Source organism: Photorhabdus luminescens subsp. luminescens, assembly GCF_001083805.1.
Classification (GTDB): domain Bacteria; phylum Pseudomonadota; class Gammaproteobacteria; order Enterobacterales; family Enterobacteriaceae; genus Photorhabdus; species Photorhabdus luminescens.
Map to the genome: position 1 here is coordinate 66,330 of NZ_JXSK01000004.1, position 23,010 is coordinate 89,339.

Genomic DNA, 23,010 nt, shown 5'->3' on the forward strand with positions numbered 1-23,010 from the left:
TCAACTTAAAATTCAACTCTGTTTTTTATTTAAAAATAAGATTAAGCTACTATTTCAACAGGAATTAATATTGCAAGTCATTCTTGTCAACAAATCGTGGGCATGAAGTAGCAGTGAAGAGATAAACATCAAAATAGATTTAAACTCTTTACGACAAAGCAAGAAAAATAAAACATCCTAATGCGCTCAGTACCGAAAGAGTTGAATATTAATGTTTTTACCAAAACACAATATCAACATTTATATCATAAAAATGGAGAGTAAAAATGACTATTTCTCTTAAAGATCAAAGAATAAATCTCGCACTCAGCTTTATCAGTGGTGCAGGAAGTATCATAACCGAAAAACCAGAACCGACTATGGTTGCGGAAAATATTCAAGCATCATTGGAAAAGAGCAAAGTCACTGCCAATAGATTCTCTATTATTTGGGGACCCGCTGTTTTTCGTGTTGATAATGGAAAAAACACCAAAGATAATAAGGACGACCACGTTTTATTCATGGTAAAAAATCGCAAAATTCCCCACGATTATCGCATCGTTATCCGTGGATCATGGTCTGATGTCAACTGGCAGGTTGAAAACTTCGCTATACACGAAACTGTGAATTGGTCACTTTGGGATCAAAACATTCCTGAAGAGTTTAAAGACGCTAAGATCTCTTATGGAACCCACATAGCATTAAACTATATTGTTAATCAAGTAAAAAGTAACAATATTCCTGGTCATGGAGAATCACTCATTGAAGCAATTAATAAAATTGCTTCGGAAAAAGGCATACATAATATTACCATCACCGGGCACAGTTTAGGTGGTATTCTCGCCTCTACACTTGGATTATATTTAAAACGCTTATACCTTAATAAGGGTAACAATAATATTCGTATTCATGTTTGCTCTTTCGCCAATCCAAATACCGGTAATGACGTTTTTGCCTCTTACATTAAATCTGTTTTTAACCACTCGTCAGCAACCAGCTATAAAAGCCATTTCTTAAGGGTTCATAATCAAAAAGATGTCATTTCCCTCATCTGGAACCTGGATGGATTAGAAAAAATTCCAACTATCTATGAGCCATTAATTAAATTAGATGAGAAACTAATTAACAGATTTAAAAATATTGTTCTGCTTGTAAAAGATAAGAATTACACCAAACTCACGCCAGATTTATCTTTTACGGCACCTATTTTAAAATTAGATCTCAATAAGCAAGTTGTTTTTCAACATATTAAAGCCTACGCTAATCAATATGGCATGAATTTAGTGGAAGTTAATGACGGTACTCAACCACCTATTGATGATCTTGTGGTTGTTAACAGTAACCTATCTCAAGATATTGTAGATTATTTTTTACAGATACCTCTGCCTGAATGATAATATTAATGTCGCATAAATTAATTACACTTTACCTATATTTCATCTAAATTTAATGGAGCCTTATTACAAAGGTTCCATTAAACGATAATTATTAAAATATAATAAAGAATCACTTTCCCCAATATATCATGTGAATACCAATGATTTACAATCATTTTCAATGAAATTATTCACAGAGATAATCTCAACGCTATTTATATATTATAATTCTTGAGAAAAAATAATCCAAAAAGATAACAATAATATTTACACATGATTATTAAATATATAATTATGATAGTTTACTTTTAATTTCAAAATAAATAATTTATATTTTCCAAATGAAAAAAATATCAAAAAAACCATGTAATTATTTGACAGATTTAAAAGTTATTATTAACTTTAAGTTTAAATCTGTTTTTGTCTAAATGGAAGAGCAAAAGAATCAAATATTGATATTTAAACAGATACCTCGTATTAACACTTATTACATGAAAAAATAGGGAGTAAAAATGACTATTTCTCGTGAAGATCAAAAAATAAATCTCGCGCTCAGCTTCATTATTAACTCTGGAGGTATAAAAACTAGCAAATCAGAACCGGGCATCGTTTCGGAAAATATCCAAAGATCATTAGAAAGCAGTAAAGCAACAGCAAATAAATTCACTATCATTTGGGGGCCTGCGGTGTTTCGCGTTGATGACGTTAATGCGAAAAAAAGCATTATAGACAAAAAGGACGATCATGTTCTATTCATTGCGCAAAATCGTCATGACCCAAATGACTACCGTGTGGTTATTCGGGGATCATGGTCCGATATTAACTGGCTTAATGAAGATATTATTGTCTGTAACACGCAAGATTGGGCACGATGGGATTCAAGATCACCCAAAAATGCCAAGATAGCCTATGGAACTGACATGGCATTAGGCTATATTCTTAATCAATTGAAAAGCAACAATCCTCCCGGTTATGGAGAATCGCTCACTGATGCTATTGATAAAATTGCACAGAAAGAAGGGATACAAAACATTACTATTACAGGGCACAGTTTAGGAGGAGTACTATCTTCTACCATTGGTTTATATCTAAAGAGACGGTATCTTGATAAAGGAAACAACAATATTCGGATTAATGTTTGTGCTTTCGCAGGCCCAACGGCTGGCAACGATACTTTCGCATCCTACTCTGAATCTATTTTCAATGATATATCAGTTGCCGGTTATAAAAGTAATTTTCTGAGAATTCATAATAGTATAGATGTCGTTCCCTTGGCCTGGTATATAAAAGGTTTGGAGGAAGTTAAAGCTATCTATCCAGTGTTAACTGTCACAATTAATGCTCTTATTCTTTCCGTCCTTGATAAGAATTATACGCAAATTTTCCCAGATTTCCCTATTCACTCACAGATTCCAATATCACCAATCGCGTCGTTTAATGATTTACTGGTTAATGTTGGCAATCAACATACTCGCGCCTATACCAAAGAGTATGGCATGAGTTTCATCACCATTGATAACAATTCAAATATACCGGCTGATTACGATATTGTTGTGGTTAATGACAGCCTATCCGAAAGTATTATTGATCTCCTAAAATTTCTGACCAAAGGTAAAATCAGTATTAAATAACCTTATCTTATTATGAGTAACATAAGTGGAGCCTTTATTAAAGGTTCCATTCATTGCAATAAACCACTTTCCATAGGCAGTATGATATACAAAGTCACTTATATAACCTTTCAAATATGTAATGATATTTTTATGGGATTATTTAGCACATCATTTTTATCACCTGTTTTTAATTCCGTAATAAATAATTCACATATTGACAAACAAAATAATATTAAAAAATTCCTTACACACATTTGACAGATTTAAAATTCATTATTAACTTTAAAATTAACTATGTTTTTTATTTAAATGGAAGATTAAAAAAATCAAACCTTAATGTTTGAGCCTAAACATCAGTTCAACATTTACCATATGAAAAAATTAGAGGGAGTAAAAATGACTATATCTCTTGAAGAGCAAAAATTAAATCTCGCGTTAGGCCTTATTATTAATTCTGGAGAAATATCTGACAAACCAGACAAAATAAATACCATCAAATTTGATATTAATAAATCACTTAAAAACAGTAAGACAACGGCAGATAAATTCTCTATCATTTGGGGACCGGCAGTGTTCCGTATTGATGAAAAACACCACGATAAAAAATATGATCACGTTGTAATGATTGTAAAAAATATCGATAATCCAAGTGATTATCGCCTTGTTATTCGGGGAACTTGGTCCACGATTAACGAGTTTGATGAAGATCTTCTTGTCGCTACAACTGTAGACTGGTCAAATTGGGACACAAATATCCCTAAAGAATTTAAAGACGCTAAGATCTCCTATGGAACAGACTTAGCATTAAAGTCTCTGATTAATGGCAAGCCTCTTAATAAGGATAATACATCACTGTCACTAATCGATGAAATTGATAAAATTACTACAGAAGAAGGGAAAGATAAGATACTGAATATTACCGTCACAGGGCACAGTTTGGGCGGCTTATTGGCTTCTACTATTGGTTTATATTTGAAGAGACGATATCTTAATAAAGGAAACGATAATATTCATATTCAAGTGTGTACCTTTGCAGCTCCAACTGCCGGTAATAAAATTTTCGCATCCTATTCTGAGTCTGTTTTTAGCGGAACATTAATGCATAATTATTACAAAAGTAACTTTCTGAGAATTCATAATAACCATGATATCGTTCCCTTGGCATGGGCTATAAAAGATTTAAAGAAAATTAAGGCTATCTATCCACATATAGCAATCAAAATACTTGTTGATGCTGTTATTCTTTCTGTTTGGGATAAAAATTACACCCAGATTTTTCCAGACTACTTTTTTACTACAAAAATTCCAGACTCCATTCATGGCTTATTTAATAAGATAGGTTATCAACATATCGATGCATATCCCAGAGGATATGGCATGAGTTTTATTCGAATTGATAATAGCCCAGAGATACCGACTGATTACGATATAGTTGTAGTTAATGATAGCCTCTCTGAAAGTATTATTGCTCTCCTCAAGTTTCTAACTAAGAATACAATCGATATTACATAAATTTATCTTATTATGTATATATTTGATTTAAATGGAGCCTTTATAAAGGTTCCATTCATTGCAATAAATTATATACCCGTCATCTTTCAAGTTGCCTCTTTGTTGGCTACACTCACTCACCCCGGTCACATAGTTCTCTATGCTCCCGGGGATTCGCTCCTTTACCGTCGCGACGCATCTTGAAATCCATTGGGTATAATTGAATAAAGTAAATAAATTATTTTTCCGACCTATCACTAATTACAGCAATTCACTATCACTCACTTTTTAGATACTAAAATAAACTATTTTCCGCAAATAACAATATAACTATGCCCTTCATGTTATCATTCCCAATGGCTAATATAATCTTACAAAATCATAACATAATTTTTATCGATTATTTTAAAGTTCATAATAGATAATTTATTTTGTTAAATAAAATAACTTTAAAAAATTATATACTCTCATTTAACAGATTTAAAGATTATTATTAACTTTTATTCTGTTATTTAAGTAAAAACCCAAAGTATTGATCATTGATGTTTAAGCTAATACATCAGATCAGCATTCACTATATTAAAAATTGGAAACAAAAATGACAATTTCTCTTGAAGATCAAAAAATAAATCTTGCGTTAGGCCTGATTATTAACTCGGGGAGTATAATAACAAATCAACCAGAACCCGCTATCGTTTCAGAAAATATTCAAAAAGCATTAGCAAGTAGTAAAGCAACCGCAAATAGATTCTCTATCGTTTGGGGACCTGCTGTTTTTCGTGTCGGTAGTGCTGATGTTAATAAAAAAAAGAGCGTTTCAGATAAAAAAGATGATCACGTTTTATTCATGGTGAAAGATCTCAACAATCCAAACGATTATCGAATTGTTATTCGCGGATCATGGTCTGCTGTTAACTGGTTTGATGAGAATTTCAATGTAGGCACAACTGAAAACTGGTCAATTTGGGATTCAAAAGCCCCCAAAGAGGCTAAAATTTCAAAAGGAACCCACATAACTTTAGACTACGTTGTTAACCAAATAAAGAGCAATAACCCTGCTGGTTATGGAGAATCATTGATTGAGGCAGTTGATAAAATTGCTCTGGAAGAAGGCGTACATAATATTACTCTTACAGGGCACAGTTTAGGCGGTGTGATGGCCTCTACGCTTGGTCTGTATTTAAAGAGACGTTATATTGATAAAGGAAACAATAATATTCGTATTCATGTTTCCTCCTTTGCTGCCCCAACTGCCGGTAACGATGTTTTTGCATCCTATAGTGAATCTGTTTTCAATGGAACATTACTATCTAGCTATGAAAGTAATTTTCTCCGAATCCATAATCGTAAAGATATCGTTACCCTAGCCTGGAGTGTAAAAGGATTAGAAGAAATTAAGGTTCTCTATCCAATATCAACTTTAATTGTTAACGGTTTTATTTCAGTCGTGAAGGATAAGAATTATACTCAACTTAAGCCAGATTTAGCTTTTACTGCGCCTGATTTAAAACCTTCTCAAGGTTTAATTGAAAAACTCGTATCTCAACACATTGATGCTTATGCTAAAGAGTATGGTATGAGTTTTATTGTAGTTAATGATCGTTCTAATCCACCGACTAATTACGATATTGTTGTAATTAACGATGGTCAATCTCGCAATATTAGAAACTTTTTATCATCTCTCACTCAAGATGAAGATAATGCCTGATAATTTCATCGTATTGAGCCCTTTTATAACTTAACCAAAATGGAACCTTGATTAAAGGTTCCATTTACTACAATAAAAATTTATTCCAGATAATTAACTACCCACCAAGTTATTTCCGACAAGTCATCTTTCTGTCAAAATCATTCATGATGACCATTATCATATTAATTAAAATTTTTTTGACAAAAATATCACGTAATGGTAATAAAATTCATTATCATCTGACGTTTCATAAAACAAACATGACAAAAGGAAACCAAAGTGGAATCCAAAAAGCTAGAAACCAGAAGATTAATATTACCTCCTTTAGAAAGTAAGGATTATATACAAATTCAAAAGATCTTTCCTCAGTGGGAAATTGTTCGTTATCTTACAGCAAGCACCCCGTGGCCCTACCCAGATGATGGCGCCCTGGAATATATAAATAAGATCGCGCTACCATCAATGGCAGAAGGAAATGCATGGTTTTGGACTATAAGAAAGAAGGATGATCCATCAATAATAATAGGAATGATATCGCTATATGATCAAGAAAATAATAATAGAGGCTTTTGGCTAGATCCACAATGGCATGGAAACGGGTTTATGACCGAAGCAGTCCAAGTAGTCACTGATTTTTGGTTTAATACCTTAAATCGCAAAGTACTCAGAGCGCCCAAATCCAGTGACAATATCCCTTCAAGGAAAATATCAATTAAAAGTGGTATGCGATTAATAAAGCTAGAGAATAAAGACTTTGTTAGCGGAAGAATGCTCTCGGAAACGTGGGAAATAACCCACGACGAGTGGAATAAAAATAATCCTCAAAAAGAGTAATTGCCTTGCATATTTATGGGCATGCTTTTTTCTGAGCACTGCCCAAGTTTATGTTTATGGCAGAGAAAGAGCAAAATAATAGCCCTAATGGGAAGCTCTAAGTTGCTCTTCATCACCCGTCACACCAAAGAGATAACATGTGCTATATCAGCAGACGTTTTTAACTTTCTTATCTCCTCAAACAGCATTGTCGCCTCTTCATATTCTTTGCGCAAATAACCAAGCCACTGTTTAATCCGAGCAACATGATATTGCCCAGTATCACCTTGCTTTTCCAACCGAATATATTTTTGCAATAGTTGAACAATATCCTGCCAGCACATTTTTGGCTCGTTATATTTCACCACTCGGCTCAAATTAGGAACATGAAGCGCCCCTCGCCCAATCATGATTGCATCACAACTTGTCACACTCAGGCAATCCTGCGCGCTTTGCCAATCCCAAATCTCACCATTGGCAATAACCGGAATAGAAAGACGTTGACGAATTTCACCAATCGCTTGCCAGTTAATACACTCCGCTTTGTAGCCATCCTCTTTGGTTCGCCCATGAACCGTAATTTCCGTCGCGCCTGCCTGTTGTACCGCATCGGCAATTTCGAATTGCCGATCACCGCTATCCCAACCCAAGCGAACCTTAACCGTCACAGGCAAATGAGCAGGCACCGCTTCACGTATCGCTTTTGCCCCCTGATAAATCAGTTCAGGATCTTTCAGCAACGTTGCCCCACCGCCACTACCATTGACCGTTTTTGACGGGCAACCACAATTTAAATCAACACCATAAGATCCCAATTCAATTGCTCGTGCCGCGTTTTCTGCTAGCCACTGCGGATATTGACCCAAAATCTGAACCCGTACCAATGTGCCGGATGGTGTTCGGCTTTGGTGACGTAATTCAGGACAAAGCCGATAAAAAGATTTTACCGGCAATAGGCTATCGACAACCCGTAAAAATTCCGTAATGCACAGATCATACTCATTGATTTCACTCAACAGTTCCCTGACCAAAGAGTCCAGCACACCTTCCATCGGAGCCAGTAAAACCCGCATTCATTAACCTCTAGCATTAGGCTTTATGGGATACATCACGATTGCGGCTACGCTGACGCGAAGGTGCGCCAGAGCGACGATGGCTATTCTTCTGCTGATTATCGCCACGTGCCTGACGGCCATTTTGGATAGGTTCAGCCTTGATGGTCGGATCTGGCTCATAGCCGGGAATTGCCATACGAGGAATCTCCCGTTTTAGCAAACGCTCAATATCTTTCAACAATTTATGCTCATCAACACAGACCAAAGAAAGTGCTTGCCCTGTCGCATCCGCCCGACCAGTACGACCGATACGGTGGACATAATCTTCGGCGACATTAGGCAATTCAAAATTCACTACATAAGGCAGTTGATCAATATCCAAACCACGGGCAGCAATATCTGTCGCTACCAGTACTCTGATCCGGCCATCTTTAAAATCAGCCAACGCACGGGTTCTCGCCCCCTGACTTTTGTTACCATGAATGGCAGAAGCTGTTACACCATCTTTATTTAACTGTTCTGCCAAACGGTTGGCGCCATGTTTAGTTCGAGTAAACACCAGAACTTGCTGCCAGTTACGGCTACCGATCAAGAAAGAGAGCAGCTCACCTTTACGCTTTTTATCGACAAAGTGAACAAACTGTTCAATCTGTTCAGAAGCAGAGTTACGACGCGCAACCTCAACACTAATAGGATCATGCAATAATTTATTGGCTAAGTTTTTGATATCGTCAGAAAAAGTGGCCGAAAACAGCAAATTTTGCCGTTTCGGCGGTAATTTATTCAGCACCCGGCGGATATCATGAATAAACCCCATATCCAGCATACGGTCAGCTTCATCTAATACCAGAATTTCTACCCGCGATAAATCAACGGCATTTTGATGCTCAAGATCCAGTAAACGACCCGGTGTTGCGACCAAAATATCCACACCACCCCGCAATTTCATCATCTGAGGGTTAATGCTAACACCGCCAAAAACAACCAGAGAACGCAATCTGAGGTATTTACTGTAATCACGGACATTTTCACCCACTTGAGCCGCCAATTCACGGGTTGGCGTCAAGATTAATGCTCTGACTGGCCGACGCCCTTTCACCTGAATAGGAGAATCATTTAACCGTTGCAGCATGGGTAAGGTAAAACCTGCGGTTTTACCCGTGCCTGTTTGAGCACTCGCTAATAAATCTTTACCTGCTAATACGACAGGGATTGCCTGTTGTTGGATTGGCGTTGGCACTGAATAACCTTGTTCTTCAATGGCACGCAAAATATCAGCACTTAAGCCAAGTGATTCAAAACTCATAAATAAGAAATGCTCCAGACTTCACCATTCCTGAACGCTATTCAGGGGCAGTTTTATGGGAAGAAAATCAGACGTGGTAAATACCACAAAGGAAAAAACACAAACTGCAATGCTCCATATCTGAATTATTATATCAGATATACTTTCTGAGGGTGCAACTAAAACTACAGCTATTTACCCGGTAATTTTCATGATCCATAACATTTTTATGCAATTTACATTGATTTACTATAAGTATAGAGTTAACCAATGATTGATATTTTGTTTAAGTCTTTTGATTATTTGCAACAGGATTCATGTCCATGTCAGTCAACAACACCCAAACCGCCAGAGGCGAACAAGCTAAACAACAGTTACTCGAAGCAGCTCTTGAAATTTTCGGTAAATCAGGACTGACCGGTGCAACAACTAGGGAAATCGCATTGCGCGCGCAACAGAACATTGCAGCCATAGCCTACTATTTCGGCTCTAAAGAAGGGCTTTATCAGGCAGTCGCCCAGTATATTACTGACACAATCAAGAAGGAGTTCACTCATCTTTTTAAAGAAATTGATGACTTTTTTTCATCATCAACGACAGGTTCACCGGAAAATATATTGAGATTAATTCACGAAGGATTTCTTGGCGTTAATCGTCTGATGATTGAAAAAGAGAGTATTAATATCAGCCGGATAATGGCCAGAGAACAACTCGCCCCAACGGATGCCTATACTCTAATCCATGAGCAAGCGCTAGCGCCCCTCCATAACAGATTAAATAAACTGATTGCCAGCTATATCGGCGCCGATGAACATCAGCTCTCTACCATGCTGCATGCCCACGCACTAATGGGAGAAATTCTCACTTTCAGAATGGCAAGGGAAACCTTATTACGTCAAACCGGCTGGAATAATATTGGACCCGAAGAATATAAATTGATTGATCAGATCCTGATCCAGCATATTGATTTATTACTTAATGGACTGAAAAAACATAATTCGAATAAATAAAATAACAGGGAATATCATGTACAACAAAAAGTTCACACTGGCAATATTAGTGGTCGCGATTATTCTTGGCGCTATTTTAGGAAGTTACTATTATCAAGGTAAAAATGATAAAACTCTAACTCTCTATGGCAATGTAGATATACGTACTGTTAATCTTAGTTTCCGAGTCGGTGGTAAACTCGCCAACCTGCAAGTTGATGAAGGCGATACCATTACAGCTAATCAAGTGATCGGCCAACTGGATAATGGGCCATTTATTAATGCTCTGAATAAAGCGAAAGCCACTCGTAATAGCACTAAAGCACGTTTGGCTATGATGGAAGAGGGTTATCGCACCGAAGAAATTGCCCAAGTACGTTCGGAAGTTGCACAACGTGAAGCTGCCTGGCATTTCGCTGATAGTTTCCTCAAACGCCAGCAAGGCTTGTGGCAAAGCAAAGTTATTTCAGCCAACGAATTAGATGATGCTAGAACGAATCGTAATCAGGCATTAGCGGCTTTACAAGCAGCAAAAGATAAACTGAACCAGTTCGAAACCGGTTATCGTAAAGAAGAAATTGCAGAAGCTAAAGGCCAGCTTGCTCAAGCCGAAGCGGCGGTCGCTCAGGCTGAATTGGATTTACAAGATACTCAACTGACTTCTCCCTCACCGGGTACTATCCTAACCCGCGCCATTGAACCCGGCACTATGTTGGCAGCCGGCAATACGGTGTTTACGCTTTCTCTGACTGACCCGGTTTGGGTTCGTGCTTATATCAGTGAAAGCTATCTTGGGCAGGCAACCCCCGGACGTGAAATTTTACTCTATACTGACAGCCGCAAAGATAAACCTTATCACGGCAAAATTGGCTTTGTTTCACCCACCGCCGAATTTACGCCAAAAAATGTAGAGACCCTCGATCTACGTACCGATCTCGTCTATCGGTTACGCATTATTGTCACCGACCCAGATGATGCCCTGCGTCAAGGTATGCCTGTTACCCTGCATTTTTCTGATTCAGACAAATAAGGGGCTGTCATGAGCAGCGCTGCATATACGATAAAGTTGGAAAAAGCCGAGAAAACTTTTCCTAACTTGAGTCATCCTGCGGTATCCAGCTTAACCGCTGAGATCTACGGCGGCTCTGTTACCGGCCTTGTAGGGCCGGATGGAGCGGGAAAAACGACGCTGATACGCATGTTAGCGGGTTTACTGAAACCCGATAGTGGTTCTATTGAAATAATGGGGCTTGATCCGATAAAAAATGGCGTACAAGTGCGTTTTGAATTGGGCTATATGCCGCAGAAATTTGGCCTGTATGAAGATTTAACCGTATTAGAAAATCTGAACTTATATGCAGATCTGCGTGGCGTACTGGGTGATGAACGTAAGAAAACCTATGAGCAATTACTTACGTTTACCGATCTGACCCGTTTTACCGGGCGCCTGGCAGGCAAACTTTCAGGCGGTATGAAACAAAAACTGGGGCTTGCCTGCACTCTGCTTGGCAAACCCAAAATTCTGCTGCTGGACGAACCTGGCGTTGGTGTTGACCCAATAGCCCGCCGCGAACTCTGGCGCATGGTTCATGAACTGGCAGATGATGGCATGCTAATTCTCTGGAGTACTTCTTATCTGGATGAAGCTGAGCAGTGTCGTGATGTCCTATTACTTAATCAAGGAAAGTTGCTCTACAATGGACAGCCGCAAAAATTGACCCAAAAGATGTTCGGACGTTCTTTTCTACTTGATACCAAACAGAATTCCCGTAGAAAAACACTGCAACACGCCCTTACCTTGCCACAAGTAACAGATGGCGTGATTCAGGGGAAATATGTCCGCCTTATTCTCAAACCTGACGCTACCCCGCAACAATTACTTAATCAGCTTGAGCTACCAGATGCCGAAATCATTAAAGCCGCTCCCCGCTTTGAAGATGCTTTTATCGATTTACTTGGCGGCGGCTCTACCCGTCGTTCAGAACTGGCAGAGATTATGCCGCGGATTGCAGCTAACCCGACAGAAACCGTGATTGAAGCACAGGATTTAACTAAAAAATTTGGCGATTTTGCGGCCACTGACCATGTTGATTTTCAGGTGAAGCGCGGAGAAATTTTCGGTCTGCTTGGCCCGAACGGCGCCGGTAAATCCACTACATTCAAAATGATGTGCGGGCTTATGGTACCCACTAGCGGTAAGGCACTGGTATTAGGAATGGATCTTAAAACCAGCTCCGGGAAAGCTCGCCAACATTTAGGTTATATGGCGCAGAAATTTTCTCTGTACGGCAACTTGACGGTTGAACAGAATTTGAAATTCTTTTCCGGCATTTATGGCCTGCAAGGACGTAAACAAAAAGAGAAAATTGACGGCATGATCGAAGCTTTCAATCTCAAATCTGTTTTACATCAAACCACCGACGAATTGCCTCTAGGATATAAACAGCGCCTTGCCCTCTCCTGTTCATTGATGCATGAACCGGATATTCTGTTCCTGGACGAGCCGACTTCTGGTGTCGATCCGCAGATACGACGCGAATTCTGGTTACACATCAATGGGATGGTAGATAAAGGCGTCACCGTTATGGTGACCACCCACTTTATGGATGAAGCCGAATATTGTGACCGAATAGGGCTGGTATTCCGCGGTAAATTGATCGCCGCCGGAACACCTGATGATTTGAAACAATTGGTTGCTACCGATGAAAATCCTGATCCATCAATGGAACAGGCATTTATTGATCTGGTCATCAATTATGATGAGGAGCCACAATGAATAGCCCAAAGCAACATGCTCCACAGCAAGCTGTCCGCTTCTCTTGGTGGCGATTGAAAGCACTTTGCATAAAAGAGACAAAACAGATCTTACGCGATCCCACCAGCGGATTAATTTCTATTGTCATTCCATTGATTCTGCTATTTATCTTTGGCTATGGTATTAATCTCGACTCCAGTACCGTCCGTCTTGGTATTCTGGTAGAACAACAAAGTAAAGATGCTCGTGAGTTGATACAGGCTTTTGCCGGTTCGCCCTATATTGAACCTAAAATCAGTGATAATCGTCAGCAATTAATTAATATGATGCAATCAGGGGAAATACGTGGACTGGTTGTCATTCCTGTTAATTTCGATACGCAACTTGCTCGCTCCGATGGTAAAGCACAAATTCAGGTGATCACTGACGGCAGTGAACCCAATACCGCCAGCTTTGTACAAAATTATGCCAAAGGAGTATGGCAGATTTGGCTACAACAAAGAGGGCAAGATCAAGGAAACACGGCTAATCCATTGATTGATATGCAGGTCCGTTATTGGTTCAATCCGGCGACAATTAGCCAGCATTTCATCATTCCCGGCGCAATCACCATTATCATCACCGTGGTTGGCGCCATTCTGACGTCATTGGTGGTTGCGCGTGAATGGGAACGCGGTACGATGGAAGCCCTGCTTTCTACTCAAGTTACCCGCACCGAATTACTGCTCTCTAAACTCTTGCCTTATCAAGTGCTCGGTTCATTCTCCATGCTGCTCTGTATGCTGGTGGCAGTATTCGTGTTAGATGTACCATACCGAGGCTCGCTGTGGATATTGTCCGCCATCACTAGCCTCTATCTGGCTACCGCCCTTGGTATTGGGCTTTTGATCTCTACGGTAACCCGCAACCAATTTAATGCAGCAATGATAGCGTTGAATGTCGCCTTTCTACCTGCAATTATGCTTTCCGGCTTCATCTTCGAAATAAACAGCATGCCCGCCTTTATTCAGGTAGTGACTTATTTCATCCCGGCTCGTTATTTTGTCAGTAGTTTACATACGCTCTTTCTGGCGGGAAATATCAGCACGGTATTGATGATAAATCTATTATTACTGATCGCCTCCGCTATTGTGTTTATTGGCCTGACTGCATGGAAAACCCAGCGGCGTCTGGATTAAGAAGGAATTAGCATGTTTTATCGTCTTTACACCCTGATTATTAAAGAATTGCAGTCTCTACTCAGAGATCCGCAAACACGGGCTATCTTGGTTATGCCGGTTATCTTCCAGATGATCTTATTTCCTCTATCAGCAACCCTTGATGTAACTAACGCGACTATTGCTATTTTTGATGAAGACAAAGGTAAAGCTTCTATTGAGCTCACCCAACGGCTGGCAAAATCAAAAGCATTTCCTGACGTGATATTACTAAACCATTCACAAGAAATTCAGCCGATAATCGATCACCAGAAAGCCTTATTATTGGTACGTTTCCCACAAGATTTCAGTGCTAAGATCGCCAGCCATGACCCAGTTTCCCTACAGGTATTGCTGGACGGACGCAATTCTAACAGCGCTCAAATTGCAGCGGGCTATATCCAAGAAATTGTCCTTAACTATCAACAGGAACTGATGGGTAACCTGCCGAAAGCCAATAATAGCGAGTTAGTCATCCGCAACTGGTATAACCCCAACTTGGATTACAAATGGTTTGTCGTGCCCTCTTTGGTGGCGCTAATTACCACGGTTGGAATATTAACCGTCACCGCGCTATCAATTGCACGTGAAAGGGAACAGGGAACGCTGGACCAGCTACTGGTTTCACCTATGACTACCTGGCAGATTTTCATTGGCAAAGCGGTCCCTGCGGTGATTGTCGCTACCTTTCAGGCAACTTTGGTGTTAGCTATTGGTATCTTCTGCTATCAAATCCCCTTTTCGGGTTCACTCACGCTGTTTTACTGCGCCATGCTGATCTACAGTTTATCGCTGGTAGGATTTGGCCTGTTAATCTCTTCCCTTTGCTACACCCAACAACAGGCGTTTATTGGCGTATTTGTCTTTATCATGCCCGCCATCTTAATCTCCGGTTATATTTCTCCGGTCGAAAACATGCCCGGATGGTTACAAGATATCACCTGGATTAATCCTATCTGGCACTTTAACGACATCACCAAGCAAATTTATCTCAAAGATGCCGATTTCACGGTTATCTGGAGGAGTCTATGGCCGCTTTTAGCCATTACTGCCACAACCGGTAATCTTGCTTATTGGTTATTTCGGCGGAAGATCGCTTAACAAGAATGACCCTGCATTTTAGCTATGCTTAACCATTTTAGCTACGCTTAACTACTGTGCAGGGCTTTTATCAGAAGCAAATTAATGACTAGCGGCGATCGCCAAAAATACGCAATAACATCAAGAACATATTAATGAAGTCCAGATACAGGGTCAGTGCGCCAACAATAGAGAATTTACGCAAATTCTCTTTGTCATTCACATCCAGATTTTCACCCATCTCTTTCAGCTTCTGAGTGTCATAAGCGGTTAAGCCCGCAAAGATAACGACACCAATGTAGGTTACCGCCCACATCAACGCTTCACTCTTTAACCAGAAGTTAACCAGAGAAGCCAAAATGATGCCGATCAGCCCCATAAACAAGAAGCTACCAAGGCCACTCAGGCTACGTTTGGTGGTATAGCCGTAAAAACTCAACGCACCAAACATCCCCGCCGTCACGACAAAAGTAGTGGCAATGGAACCACCAGTATATATTTTAAAAATACCGGAAAGCGTTAGCCCAGTCAGCGCTGAGTAGAGCATAAACAACCCAGTAGCTAACGAAGCTCCCATGCGGTTAATCATGCCAGAGAGGACGAAAACCAATCCCAATTGAGCAATAACTAATCCATAGAAAACCACCGAGTTTGAGAAAATATATTCAACAACATTCTGATTTTGTGACACATACCAAGCCACAAATGCGGTTAACAACAGACCACAAGTCATCCAACCATAAACCTGGGCCATATAAGTTTGTAGGCCGGTTCCAGCTTGCTGGATTATCGAACCATTAGAGCGTGGATATCGATCCATGAAGCTTACCTTTATATAACGATATTAAAGACCTGGGTTGTTCAGTACCAACAACCCACTCAAGTTTTATACATTATCATAGAATATTAACTATTCAATAATTACTCATATAGAAATCTTTTTACTCAATCCTTTTTCGAAGCGTTTCGCAGAATTTAGCTAACACTTTCATGACCAACGTTTCGCGGCTTCCTGATCACTCTCACGGGATTCAACCCAACGTTCACCATCAGGCAAAAACTCTTTTTTCCAGAAAGGCGCCTGCGTTTTCAAATAATCCATAATAAATTCAGCCGCTTCAAAAGCCATATGACGATGAGCGCCAGTTACACCGACAAACACAATCTGATCACCTGGAGAAAGCGTACCAACCCGATGAACAACACTGATTCGCTGCAACGGCCAGCGACTGCGTGCTTCGGTGACAATACGCTGTAACGTTTTTTCCGTCATTCCCGGATAATGTTCCAATCTCAGCGCCCCGACATTATCTCCCAAATTATGATTGCGGACTTTGCCGGTGAAAGTGACGATAGCGCCATCTTCATCACATTGAGCAAGCCATTGATATTCATCCTCTACATTGAAATTTTCCGGCCCAACGAAAATACGGGTGTTTTTCATTTATCATCCCCCAGTCACTGGCGGGAAAAAGGCCACTTCATCACCATCCTGTAGTGGGTGCCCGCCATGAACAAGAGATTGGTTTACCGCTGACAACAATTTTCCATCTTCCAACGCCAAGGCCCAACGTTCTCCCTTTGCTATTAACGCCTTTCTCAAACCATCAACGGTTGTGTAACGATTATCAAGATCCAGTGAATCAGTACCTACCAGCTCACGTATCTGAGCAAAAAACAGTACTTTAATCATTGCTCCACCTTAAAATGGCCTAATTTTCCACCTATCTTTTCCAGCAAGCGCACTGGCCCAATGACCATATCTTTCTGTACAGCTTTACACATATCGTAAATTGTCAACGCTGCGACTGATGCTGCTGTCAGTGCCTCCATTTCAACGCCGGTTCTTCCAGTCAAACGACAACAGGATTCAATTCTCACCCGGTTATATTCTGTCTGTGCTTCCAACTGGATCTCCACTTTAGTTAGCTGTAAGGGATGACAAAGCGGAATTAATTCCCATGTACGCTTTGCTGCCTGAATACCAGCAATCCTCGCGGTTGCAAACACATCACCTTTGTGATGGCGACCTTCAATAATCATTGCCAATGTTTCCGGCTTCATTTCAACAAACGCTTCTGCCCGAGCCTCGCGTGATGTTTCAGCTTTAGCAGAAATATCAACCATATGCGCTTCACCGGTAGAATTAATGTGAGTTAATTGAGACATTCTCAGCTCCTGAAAAAACAACAATATCTAGCGGTAAATTAACCGCCGATAACAGAAAGATTTGGGGTGATTCCGCTATCACCTTGATGTAGAAAATGGGTTTCCCGTTTATGGCGCAATCCACCCTGAATACGCAATTTCAGATCATCGAGTTGCTCTTCATTTGCCAGCAAGTCACGCAGTGGTATCCCCTGTTCACCAAACAGGCATAAATGAAGATTACCTATTGAAGAAACACGTAACCGATTACAACTTCGACAAAAATCTTTCTCATAAGGCATAATCAGACCAATTTCTCCCTGATAATCAGGATGGTTAAACACCAGTGCCGGTCCATCACTACGTGAACGTTGAAGTAAGCGCCAACCATCAAGCAACAGACGTTCACGGATAGTTTCCCCCGAAATGTGGTATCGACGAAACATTTCGCCACCGTCACCGGTCTCCATTAATTCAATGAATCTTAATTGAATCGGACGATCCTTTATCCAGTGCAAGAAAGCCGGCAGGCGGATATCATTAACATTTTTCATCAGCACTACGTTGACTTTCACTTTATTAAAACCCGCCGCAAATGCGGCATCAATACCGCCCATCACCTGAAAAAATTTGTCCTGTCCGGTAATTGCATGAAACTGGCGGGGATCAAGCGTGTCCATACTGACATTCACCGCAGTTAAACCTGCCTCTTTCCACTGAGCGACATCCCGTTCCATTCGATAACCGTTGGTAGTTACCGCCAGAGTTTTAATCAACTTATTCTCACGTATAACGGAAATAATATCGGTGAAATCGCGGCGCATGGTCGGTTCGCCACCCGTCAAACGGATTTTCTCTGTACCCAGCTCAGCAAACGCCCGGCCAACAAGACGGATTTCGGATAATGTCAAAAAGGAGTGATGCCCACGGGGTTTATAACCATCCGGCAAGCAATAAGTACACCGAAAATTACATACATCGGTAATGGATAGCCGCAAATAGTAAAATTTACGGGCAAAAGCGTCTATAAGTTGTTCCACAATAACACCTTTCCAAACACGGGAGACGCAGGCATTTCTGCCTCACATCCTGGTGACTCACTGGTCACGGCCAAAACATCATATCACTGTGTAGAAAGTGACTTAGATGCAGAGGCTAGGAGTTAAATTTCAACATCTATACCCGTTATCTTTCAAGTTGCCTCTTTGTTGGCTGCACTCGCTCACCCCGGTCACATAGTTCGCTATGCTCCCGGGGATTCTCTCCCTTGCCGTCGCGATGCATCTTGAAATCTATAGGGTATATAATTTAATGTAAAACGATATTCTCTGTATAAATTCTAGCGCTTAATAAAGAAAAATGCGAATACCTACTTTCGTTATATAATTGAATATACAATGATTTATCAAATGTTCAGAACAAATCGCAAACAACTTCTTATTGGCGATCAATTAAAATATTGCGCCCAATCGTAACGCTTATCCGATTAATCGTGTTTTATAATAAATTACGCTAGAATTATTCGGTAAATATATGTTCAGTCAGCAACAGGAATTCTATGCGAAACCGCACATTAGCCGATTTAGATCGGGTAGTTGCCTTAGGCGGAGGTCATGGCCTTGGGCGTGTTATGTCCTCTCTTTCATCACTAGGTTCCCGCCTAACAGGCATTGTCACCACGACAGATAATGGCGGCTCAACCGGCAGAATTCGGCGCTCTGAAGGCGGTATTGCCTGGGGAGATACCCGCAATTGTTTAAATCAACTTATTACCGAACCCAGTGTGGCATCGGCAATGTTCGAATACCGTTTCGGCGGCAATGGAGAACTAGCAGGGCATAATCTGGGTAATCTGATGCTTAAGGCGCTAGATCATTTAAGTGTCAGACCTCTTGAGGCGATTAATTTAATCCGCAGTTTGCTGAAAGTTAATGCTCATCTTATTCCAATGTCTGAGCAGCCTGTTGACCTGATGGCGATAGATGATCAAGGCAACACCATTTATGGCGAAGTTAATGTTGATCAGTTGCACTGTATTCCTCAGGAGTTGATGCTTTATCCTCCTGCGACGGCAACAAAAGAGGCTCTGGATGCTATCACTCAGGCAGATCTGATTATCATCGGCCCCGGCAGCTTCTTTACCAGTCTGATGCCATTACTTCTGCTTGAAGATCTCACCCAAGCGCTGCGCCGTAGCAACGCCAATATGATTTATATCGGTAATCTTGGCAAAGAATTAAGCGCCGCTGCCGCTAAACTGACACTAAAAGATAAGCTGGAAATAATGGAAAACAAAATTGGCAGCCGGATAATTGATGCGGTCATTGTTGGCCCTTGTACAGATATCAGTGACCTTAACGACCGGATTATTACTCAACAAATACTCGAAGCACAGGATATTCCCTACCGCCATGACCGTGAATTACTGCATCAGGCGTTAGAGAATACCCTGCAAAACCTTGGTTAATTAAGAATTGGCAATAAATCGCTCTCGCAATGTTTGTACCTGATCCCGAACACTCGCCGCCTGTTCGAATTCAAGATCCTGCGCATGCTGGTACATTTTCGCTTCCAGCTCGCGGATTTTGCTTTCCAACTCTTTAGCAGACAGTTTGCTGAATGTTTCCGTTGTGGCAACCGCTTTACCTCTGCCCTTCCCTTTGCCACCCGTTGGCTGCCCGATTTGCAGAATATCACCAATCTTCTTCTTCAGACCTTTTGGAGTAATGCCGTGTTCTTCATTAAATACCTGCTGCTTAGCACGCCGACGTTCCGTTTCACCAATGGCTTTCGCCATTGAGTCAGTGATCTTATCGCCATAAAGAATTGCTTTACCATGTAAGTTACGGGCAGCACGCCCAATCGTCTGAATTAATGAACGTTCAGACCGCAGGAAACCTTCTTTATCCGCATCCAGAATAGCTACCAGAGAAACTTCTGGCATATCCAGCCCTTCCCTCAGCAAATTGATGCCCACTAATACATCAAACTCACCTAAACGAAGATCCCGAATAATTTCCACACGTTCGACAGTATCAATATCCGAGTGCAAATAACGAACCCGTTCGCCATGTTCTTCCAAATACTCGGTTAAATCCTCCGCCATGCGCTTAGTCAACGTAGTGACCAACACCCGCTCATTTTTCACCGCCCGAATGCGAATTTCAGACAGTAAGTCATCAACCTGTGTTGCGACAGGACGCACTTCCACTTCCGGATCAAGCAAACCAGTAGGACGCACCACCTGTTCCACCACGTCGCCACCGGATTTTTCCAATTCATATTTGCCCGGCGTAGCCGAAATATAAATTGTCTGTGGAGCCAGTGCCTCAAATTCTTCAAACCGAAGTGGACGATTATCCAACGCAGAAGGCATGCGGAAACCATATTCCACCAACGTCTCTTTGCGAGAGCGATCCCCTCGGTACATTCCACCAATTTGCGGGATGGTAACGTGCGATTCATCCACTACCAACAAACCATCAGCAGGGAGATAATCAAACAGTGTCGGCGGCGGCTCCCCTTCAGCACGGCCAGAAAGGTAACGGGAATAGTTTTCAATACCGGAGCAATAACCCAATTCATTCATCATTTCCAAATCAAATTGAGTACGCTGCGTAATACGCTGCTCTTCCAGCAATTTACCATTTGCCAGCAATACTTTACGCCGCTGCTCAAGCTCAATTTTAATCTCTTCCATTGCCTGAATAATACGCTCACGCGGAGTAACATAGTGAGTTTTCGGATAAACGGTGTATCGTGGAACATGATATTGAATCTGCCCTGTTAGCGGATCAAACAGTGATAACCGTTCCACTTCATCATCAAATAACTCAACGCGCAGGGCGTGCTCATCAGATTCAGCCGGAAAGATATCAATCACTTCACCGCGTACCCTAAATGTCCCCCGCTGAAATGCCTGATCATTACGGGTATATTGCAATTCAGCCAAACGCCGCAGAATGGAACGTTGATCGATAATCATCCCGTTGGTCAGGTGGAGCATCATTTTTAGGTAACTATCGGGATCGCCCAAACCATAAATAGCCGAGACAGACGCAACAACAATCACATCTCGCCGCTCCAGCAAAGCTTTAGTAGCAGACAAACGCATTTGCTCAATGTGCTCGTTTACCGAAGCATCTTTTTCAATAAAAGTATCGGAGCTCGGCACATAGGCTTCAGGCTGGTAATAATCGTAATAAGAAACAAAGTACTCGACGGCATTTTCTGGGAAGAAGTCCTTCATTTCACTGTAAAGTTGAGCCGCCAGTGTCTTGTTCGGAGCAAGTACCATCGTTGGTCGGTTTAAATTAGCTATCACATTAGCGATAGTGAATGTCTTACCCGACCCCGTTACCCCTAGCAAAGTCTGGTGGGCAAGCCCGTCTTCTAAGCCTTCCTGTAATTGACGGATAGCCTCTGGTTGATCACCACCCGGTTGGAAGTCAGAATGTAATTTGAACACCTTATTCATCGGTATCTCACTTTCCTAACATTAACTCACCTATAATACTGGATAAAAAACCAGCTTCAAGTTAGTTTTATAAAAATGGGCTCAAGTAGGTCACTTCTCTATCAATTAAACATGCGTTGATATCAAAATAAATGCCATTTTATCCCCAAAATTATCTTGATTTTTCCATTTTCTATATGATCGGCTGAAAGGTGACAACATGGGGCATCATCACCAACCAGACAGGGCTTGATTTTAATTATCTTATTGATATTTAATAGAATTAAAACAAAGACGAGAATAACATCAACCTTGACGCAAGCCGCGTATTTTCTTGCGTTGCGTCACTTTTCTAAGTCTAATGCACAAGGTTATCCACAGGAATAGTGGATAACTCTACAAACCCTATTAACTGTACGAGGTTGCAACATCATGCCACAAAATAGGTATCGTCTACCGATAAAAATTTTTACTATTTTTTTAACCTTTATACTCAGCTACTCATCTCAAAAAAATGAATAAATTTGCTGTAAAAGTAAGAATTTTCTCACTGAAATTAAACATCAATAAATTATGTTCGTTCAATATTAACAACATTAAAGGTAGATAATTATCGGTATATTCTGTATGCTGGCGGAAAAAAAACTGTATTTTCTCCATCAAGCAGCAGAAAACAATATTGATATTAGATTAGAATTTTTATTCAAATAAGAGACGACCAATGAACAGTTTCCTGTATGAAATCGGTTACTCAAGAGGTAGAGTTGTGTTTTACTAAACGGAAATAGGATTCTACGCTTTCAGCAATAGCAGATTCAATATCATCGACAGCGTTTTTTATTACTTTTACTATGCCAACAAGCAACACCAATAAACATTTACCAAAAAACAACAACTGGCTTAATTGGCATGAACAAAACCCGATTTTTAATTAGGATATTAAGGTAGATCCTTGATAAATTAATGAATTTACATCAGTATATCCCCTATTTTACAAAATGCCCCATCACGAATACATAAAAAAAATGATAGATACACAAATATCAAATCGACACTGCCCTCATAAAACGTCCAATATTCTGCT

At 40.5% G+C, this 23,010-nt stretch carries 19 protein-coding genes and 1 riboswitch; of the genes, 11 read left to right on the forward strand and 8 right to left on the reverse strand.

Annotated features, from left to right (window positions below; genetic code table 11):
• The first annotated feature begins 266 nt into the window (after positions 1-266).
• From TI10_RS11350 to TI10_RS11370, 5 genes are all read left to right on the forward strand, one after another.
• Complete coding sequence (locus TI10_RS11350) at positions 267-1,373, forward strand: lipase family protein (protein ID WP_049583470.1); 1,107 nt, start codon at positions 267-269, stop codon at positions 1,371-1,373.
• 494 nt (positions 1,374-1,867) lie between these two features.
• The gene (locus tag TI10_RS11355; RefSeq protein ID WP_049583471.1) at positions 1,868-2,986 is read left to right on the forward strand and encodes a lipase family protein; all 1,119 of its coding nucleotides are present in this window, start codon (positions 1,868-1,870) and stop codon (positions 2,984-2,986) included.
• Between the two features lie 378 nt (positions 2,987-3,364).
• Entirely contained in the window at positions 3,365-4,480 is a 1,116-nt protein-coding gene (locus TI10_RS11360) for a lipase family protein (protein WP_049583791.1), read from the forward strand.
• Positions 4,481-5,057: 577 nt separating this feature from the next.
• The gene (locus TI10_RS11365) at positions 5,058-6,167 is read left to right on the forward strand and encodes a lipase family protein (protein ID WP_049583472.1); all 1,110 of its coding nucleotides are present in this window, start codon (positions 5,058-5,060) and stop codon (positions 6,165-6,167) included.
• 261 nt (positions 6,168-6,428) lie between these two features.
• Positions 6,429-6,983 carry a GNAT family N-acetyltransferase gene (locus TI10_RS11370; protein ID WP_049583473.1) on the forward strand — a complete coding sequence of 185 codons (555 nt, stop codon included), beginning with the start codon at positions 6,429-6,431 and terminating at the stop codon, positions 6,981-6,983.
• A gap of 119 nt (positions 6,984-7,102) precedes the next feature.
• Here TI10_RS11370 and dusC read toward each other — a convergent pair whose 3' ends face one another.
• Both dusC and rhlE read right to left on the reverse strand, forming a co-directional pair.
• Positions 7,103-8,035 (reverse strand): tRNA dihydrouridine(16) synthase DusC, encoded by a 933-nt coding sequence (gene dusC, locus TI10_RS11375; RefSeq protein ID WP_049583474.1) that lies wholly within the window; start codon positions 8,033-8,035, stop codon positions 7,103-7,105.
• A gap of 16 nt (positions 8,036-8,051) precedes the next feature.
• Positions 8,052-9,323 (reverse strand): ATP-dependent RNA helicase RhlE, encoded by a 1,272-nt coding sequence (rhlE, locus tag TI10_RS11380; protein WP_049583476.1) that lies wholly within the window; start codon positions 9,321-9,323, stop codon positions 8,052-8,054.
• 302 nt (positions 9,324-9,625) lie between these two features.
• On the opposite strand from rhlE, the gene cecR reads away from it, so the two are divergent.
• The 5 genes from cecR to TI10_RS11405 are packed head-to-tail and all read left to right on the forward strand — an operon-like array spanning position 9,626 to position 15,343.
• A complete protein-coding gene (gene cecR / locus TI10_RS11385; RefSeq protein ID WP_049583477.1) occupies positions 9,626-10,312 on the forward strand; it encodes a transcriptional regulator CecR in 687 nt (228 codons plus the stop codon).
• Between the two features lie 16 nt (positions 10,313-10,328).
• Positions 10,329-11,321 (forward strand): secretion protein HlyD, encoded by a 993-nt coding sequence (gene hlyD, locus TI10_RS11390; RefSeq protein WP_049583478.1) that lies wholly within the window; start codon positions 10,329-10,331, stop codon positions 11,319-11,321.
• 9 nt (positions 11,322-11,330) lie between these two features.
• On the forward strand, positions 11,331-13,067 hold the full coding sequence (locus TI10_RS11395) for an ATP-binding cassette domain-containing protein (RefSeq protein ID WP_049583479.1): 1,737 nt from the start codon (positions 11,331-11,333) through the stop codon (positions 13,065-13,067).
• Positions 13,064-14,224 carry an ABC transporter permease gene (locus tag TI10_RS11400; RefSeq protein WP_049583481.1) on the forward strand — a complete coding sequence of 387 codons (1,161 nt, stop codon included), beginning with the start codon at positions 13,064-13,066 and terminating at the stop codon, positions 14,222-14,224. Before TI10_RS11395 ends, TI10_RS11400 begins: the two co-directional genes overlap by 4 nt.
• A 12-nt stretch (positions 14,225-14,236) precedes the next feature.
• Entirely contained in the window at positions 14,237-15,343 is a 1,107-nt protein-coding gene (locus tag TI10_RS11405; RefSeq protein WP_049583482.1) for an ABC transporter permease, read from the forward strand.
• 88 nt (positions 15,344-15,431) lie between these two features.
• Here TI10_RS11405 and TI10_RS11410 read toward each other — a convergent pair whose 3' ends face one another.
• The 5 genes from TI10_RS11410 to moaA form a co-directional block, all read right to left on the reverse strand.
• Complete coding sequence (locus TI10_RS11410) at positions 15,432-16,142, reverse strand: Bax inhibitor-1/YccA family protein (RefSeq protein WP_049583483.1); 711 nt, start codon at positions 16,140-16,142, stop codon at positions 15,432-15,434.
• Between the two features lie 168 nt (positions 16,143-16,310).
• Positions 16,311-16,766: a molybdopterin synthase catalytic subunit MoaE gene (gene moaE / locus TI10_RS11415; RefSeq protein ID WP_049583484.1), complete on the reverse strand. Its 456-nt coding sequence runs from the start codon at positions 16,764-16,766 to the stop codon at positions 16,311-16,313.
• Positions 16,767-16,769: 3 nt separating this feature from the next.
• Positions 16,770-17,015 carry a molybdopterin synthase sulfur carrier subunit gene (moaD, locus tag TI10_RS11420; RefSeq protein WP_049583485.1) on the reverse strand — a complete coding sequence of 82 codons (246 nt, stop codon included), beginning with the start codon at positions 17,013-17,015 and terminating at the stop codon, positions 16,770-16,772.
• Positions 17,012-17,491: a cyclic pyranopterin monophosphate synthase MoaC gene (gene moaC, locus TI10_RS11425; protein ID WP_049583486.1), complete on the reverse strand. Its 480-nt coding sequence runs from the start codon at positions 17,489-17,491 to the stop codon at positions 17,012-17,014. The genes moaD and moaC overlap by 4 nt, the downstream gene beginning before the upstream one ends.
• A gap of 38 nt (positions 17,492-17,529) precedes the next feature.
• Positions 17,530-18,513, reverse strand: coding sequence for a GTP 3',8-cyclase MoaA (gene moaA, locus TI10_RS11430; protein ID WP_175445344.1), 984 nt, complete (start codon positions 18,511-18,513; stop codon positions 17,530-17,532).
• Positions 18,500-18,644: riboswitch (molybdenum cofactor riboswitch) on the reverse strand. It overlaps the preceding gene by 14 nt.
• Before the next feature lie 384 nt (positions 18,645-19,028).
• Between moaA and yvcK the strand changes: the two genes are divergently transcribed.
• Positions 19,029-19,937, forward strand: coding sequence for a uridine diphosphate-N-acetylglucosamine-binding protein YvcK (gene yvcK, locus TI10_RS11435; RefSeq protein ID WP_049583488.1), 909 nt, complete (start codon positions 19,029-19,031; stop codon positions 19,935-19,937).
• Here yvcK and uvrB read toward each other — a convergent pair whose 3' ends face one another.
• Positions 19,938-21,947 (reverse strand): excinuclease ABC subunit UvrB, encoded by a 2,010-nt coding sequence (gene uvrB, locus TI10_RS11440; protein WP_049583489.1) that lies wholly within the window; start codon positions 21,945-21,947, stop codon positions 19,938-19,940.
• Positions 21,948-23,010: the final 1,063 nt, after the last annotated feature.

Coding starts and splice junctions, on each gene's coding strand:
- TI10_RS11350 (WP_049583470.1), top strand. CDS start 267: ATGACTATTTCTCTTAAAGATCAAAGAATAAATCTCGCACTCAGCTTT.
- yvcK (WP_049583488.1), top strand. CDS start 19,029: ATGCGAAACCGCACATTAGCCGATTTAGATCGGGTAGTTGCCTTAGGC.
- TI10_RS11365 (WP_049583472.1), top strand. CDS start 5,058: ATGACAATTTCTCTTGAAGATCAAAAAATAAATCTTGCGTTAGGCCTG.
- cecR (WP_049583477.1), top strand. CDS start 9,626: ATGTCAGTCAACAACACCCAAACCGCCAGAGGCGAACAAGCTAAACAA.
- TI10_RS11355 (WP_049583471.1), top strand. CDS start 1,868: ATGACTATTTCTCGTGAAGATCAAAAAATAAATCTCGCGCTCAGCTTC.
- moaC (WP_049583486.1), bottom strand. CDS start 17,491: ATGTCTCAATTAACTCACATTAATTCTACCGGTGAAGCGCATATGGTT.
- TI10_RS11410 (WP_049583483.1), bottom strand. CDS start 16,142: ATGGATCGATATCCACGCTCTAATGGTTCGATAATCCAGCAAGCTGGA.
- TI10_RS11360 (WP_049583791.1), top strand. CDS start 3,365: ATGACTATATCTCTTGAAGAGCAAAAATTAAATCTCGCGTTAGGCCTT.
- dusC (WP_049583474.1), bottom strand. CDS start 8,035: ATGCGGGTTTTACTGGCTCCGATGGAAGGTGTGCTGGACTCTTTGGTC.
- hlyD (WP_049583478.1), top strand. CDS start 10,329: ATGTACAACAAAAAGTTCACACTGGCAATATTAGTGGTCGCGATTATT.
- TI10_RS11395 (WP_049583479.1), top strand. CDS start 11,331: ATGAGCAGCGCTGCATATACGATAAAGTTGGAAAAAGCCGAGAAAACT.
- moaE (WP_049583484.1), bottom strand. CDS start 16,766: ATGAAAAACACCCGTATTTTCGTTGGGCCGGAAAATTTCAATGTAGAG.
- TI10_RS11405 (WP_049583482.1), top strand. CDS start 14,237: ATGTTTTATCGTCTTTACACCCTGATTATTAAAGAATTGCAGTCTCTA.
- moaD (WP_049583485.1), bottom strand. CDS start 17,015: ATGATTAAAGTACTGTTTTTTGCTCAGATACGTGAGCTGGTAGGTACT.
- uvrB (WP_049583489.1), bottom strand. CDS start 21,947: ATGAATAAGGTGTTCAAATTACATTCTGACTTCCAACCGGGTGGTGAT.
- TI10_RS11400 (WP_049583481.1), top strand. CDS start 13,064: ATGAATAGCCCAAAGCAACATGCTCCACAGCAAGCTGTCCGCTTCTCT.
- rhlE (WP_049583476.1), bottom strand. CDS start 9,323: ATGAGTTTTGAATCACTTGGCTTAAGTGCTGATATTTTGCGTGCCATT.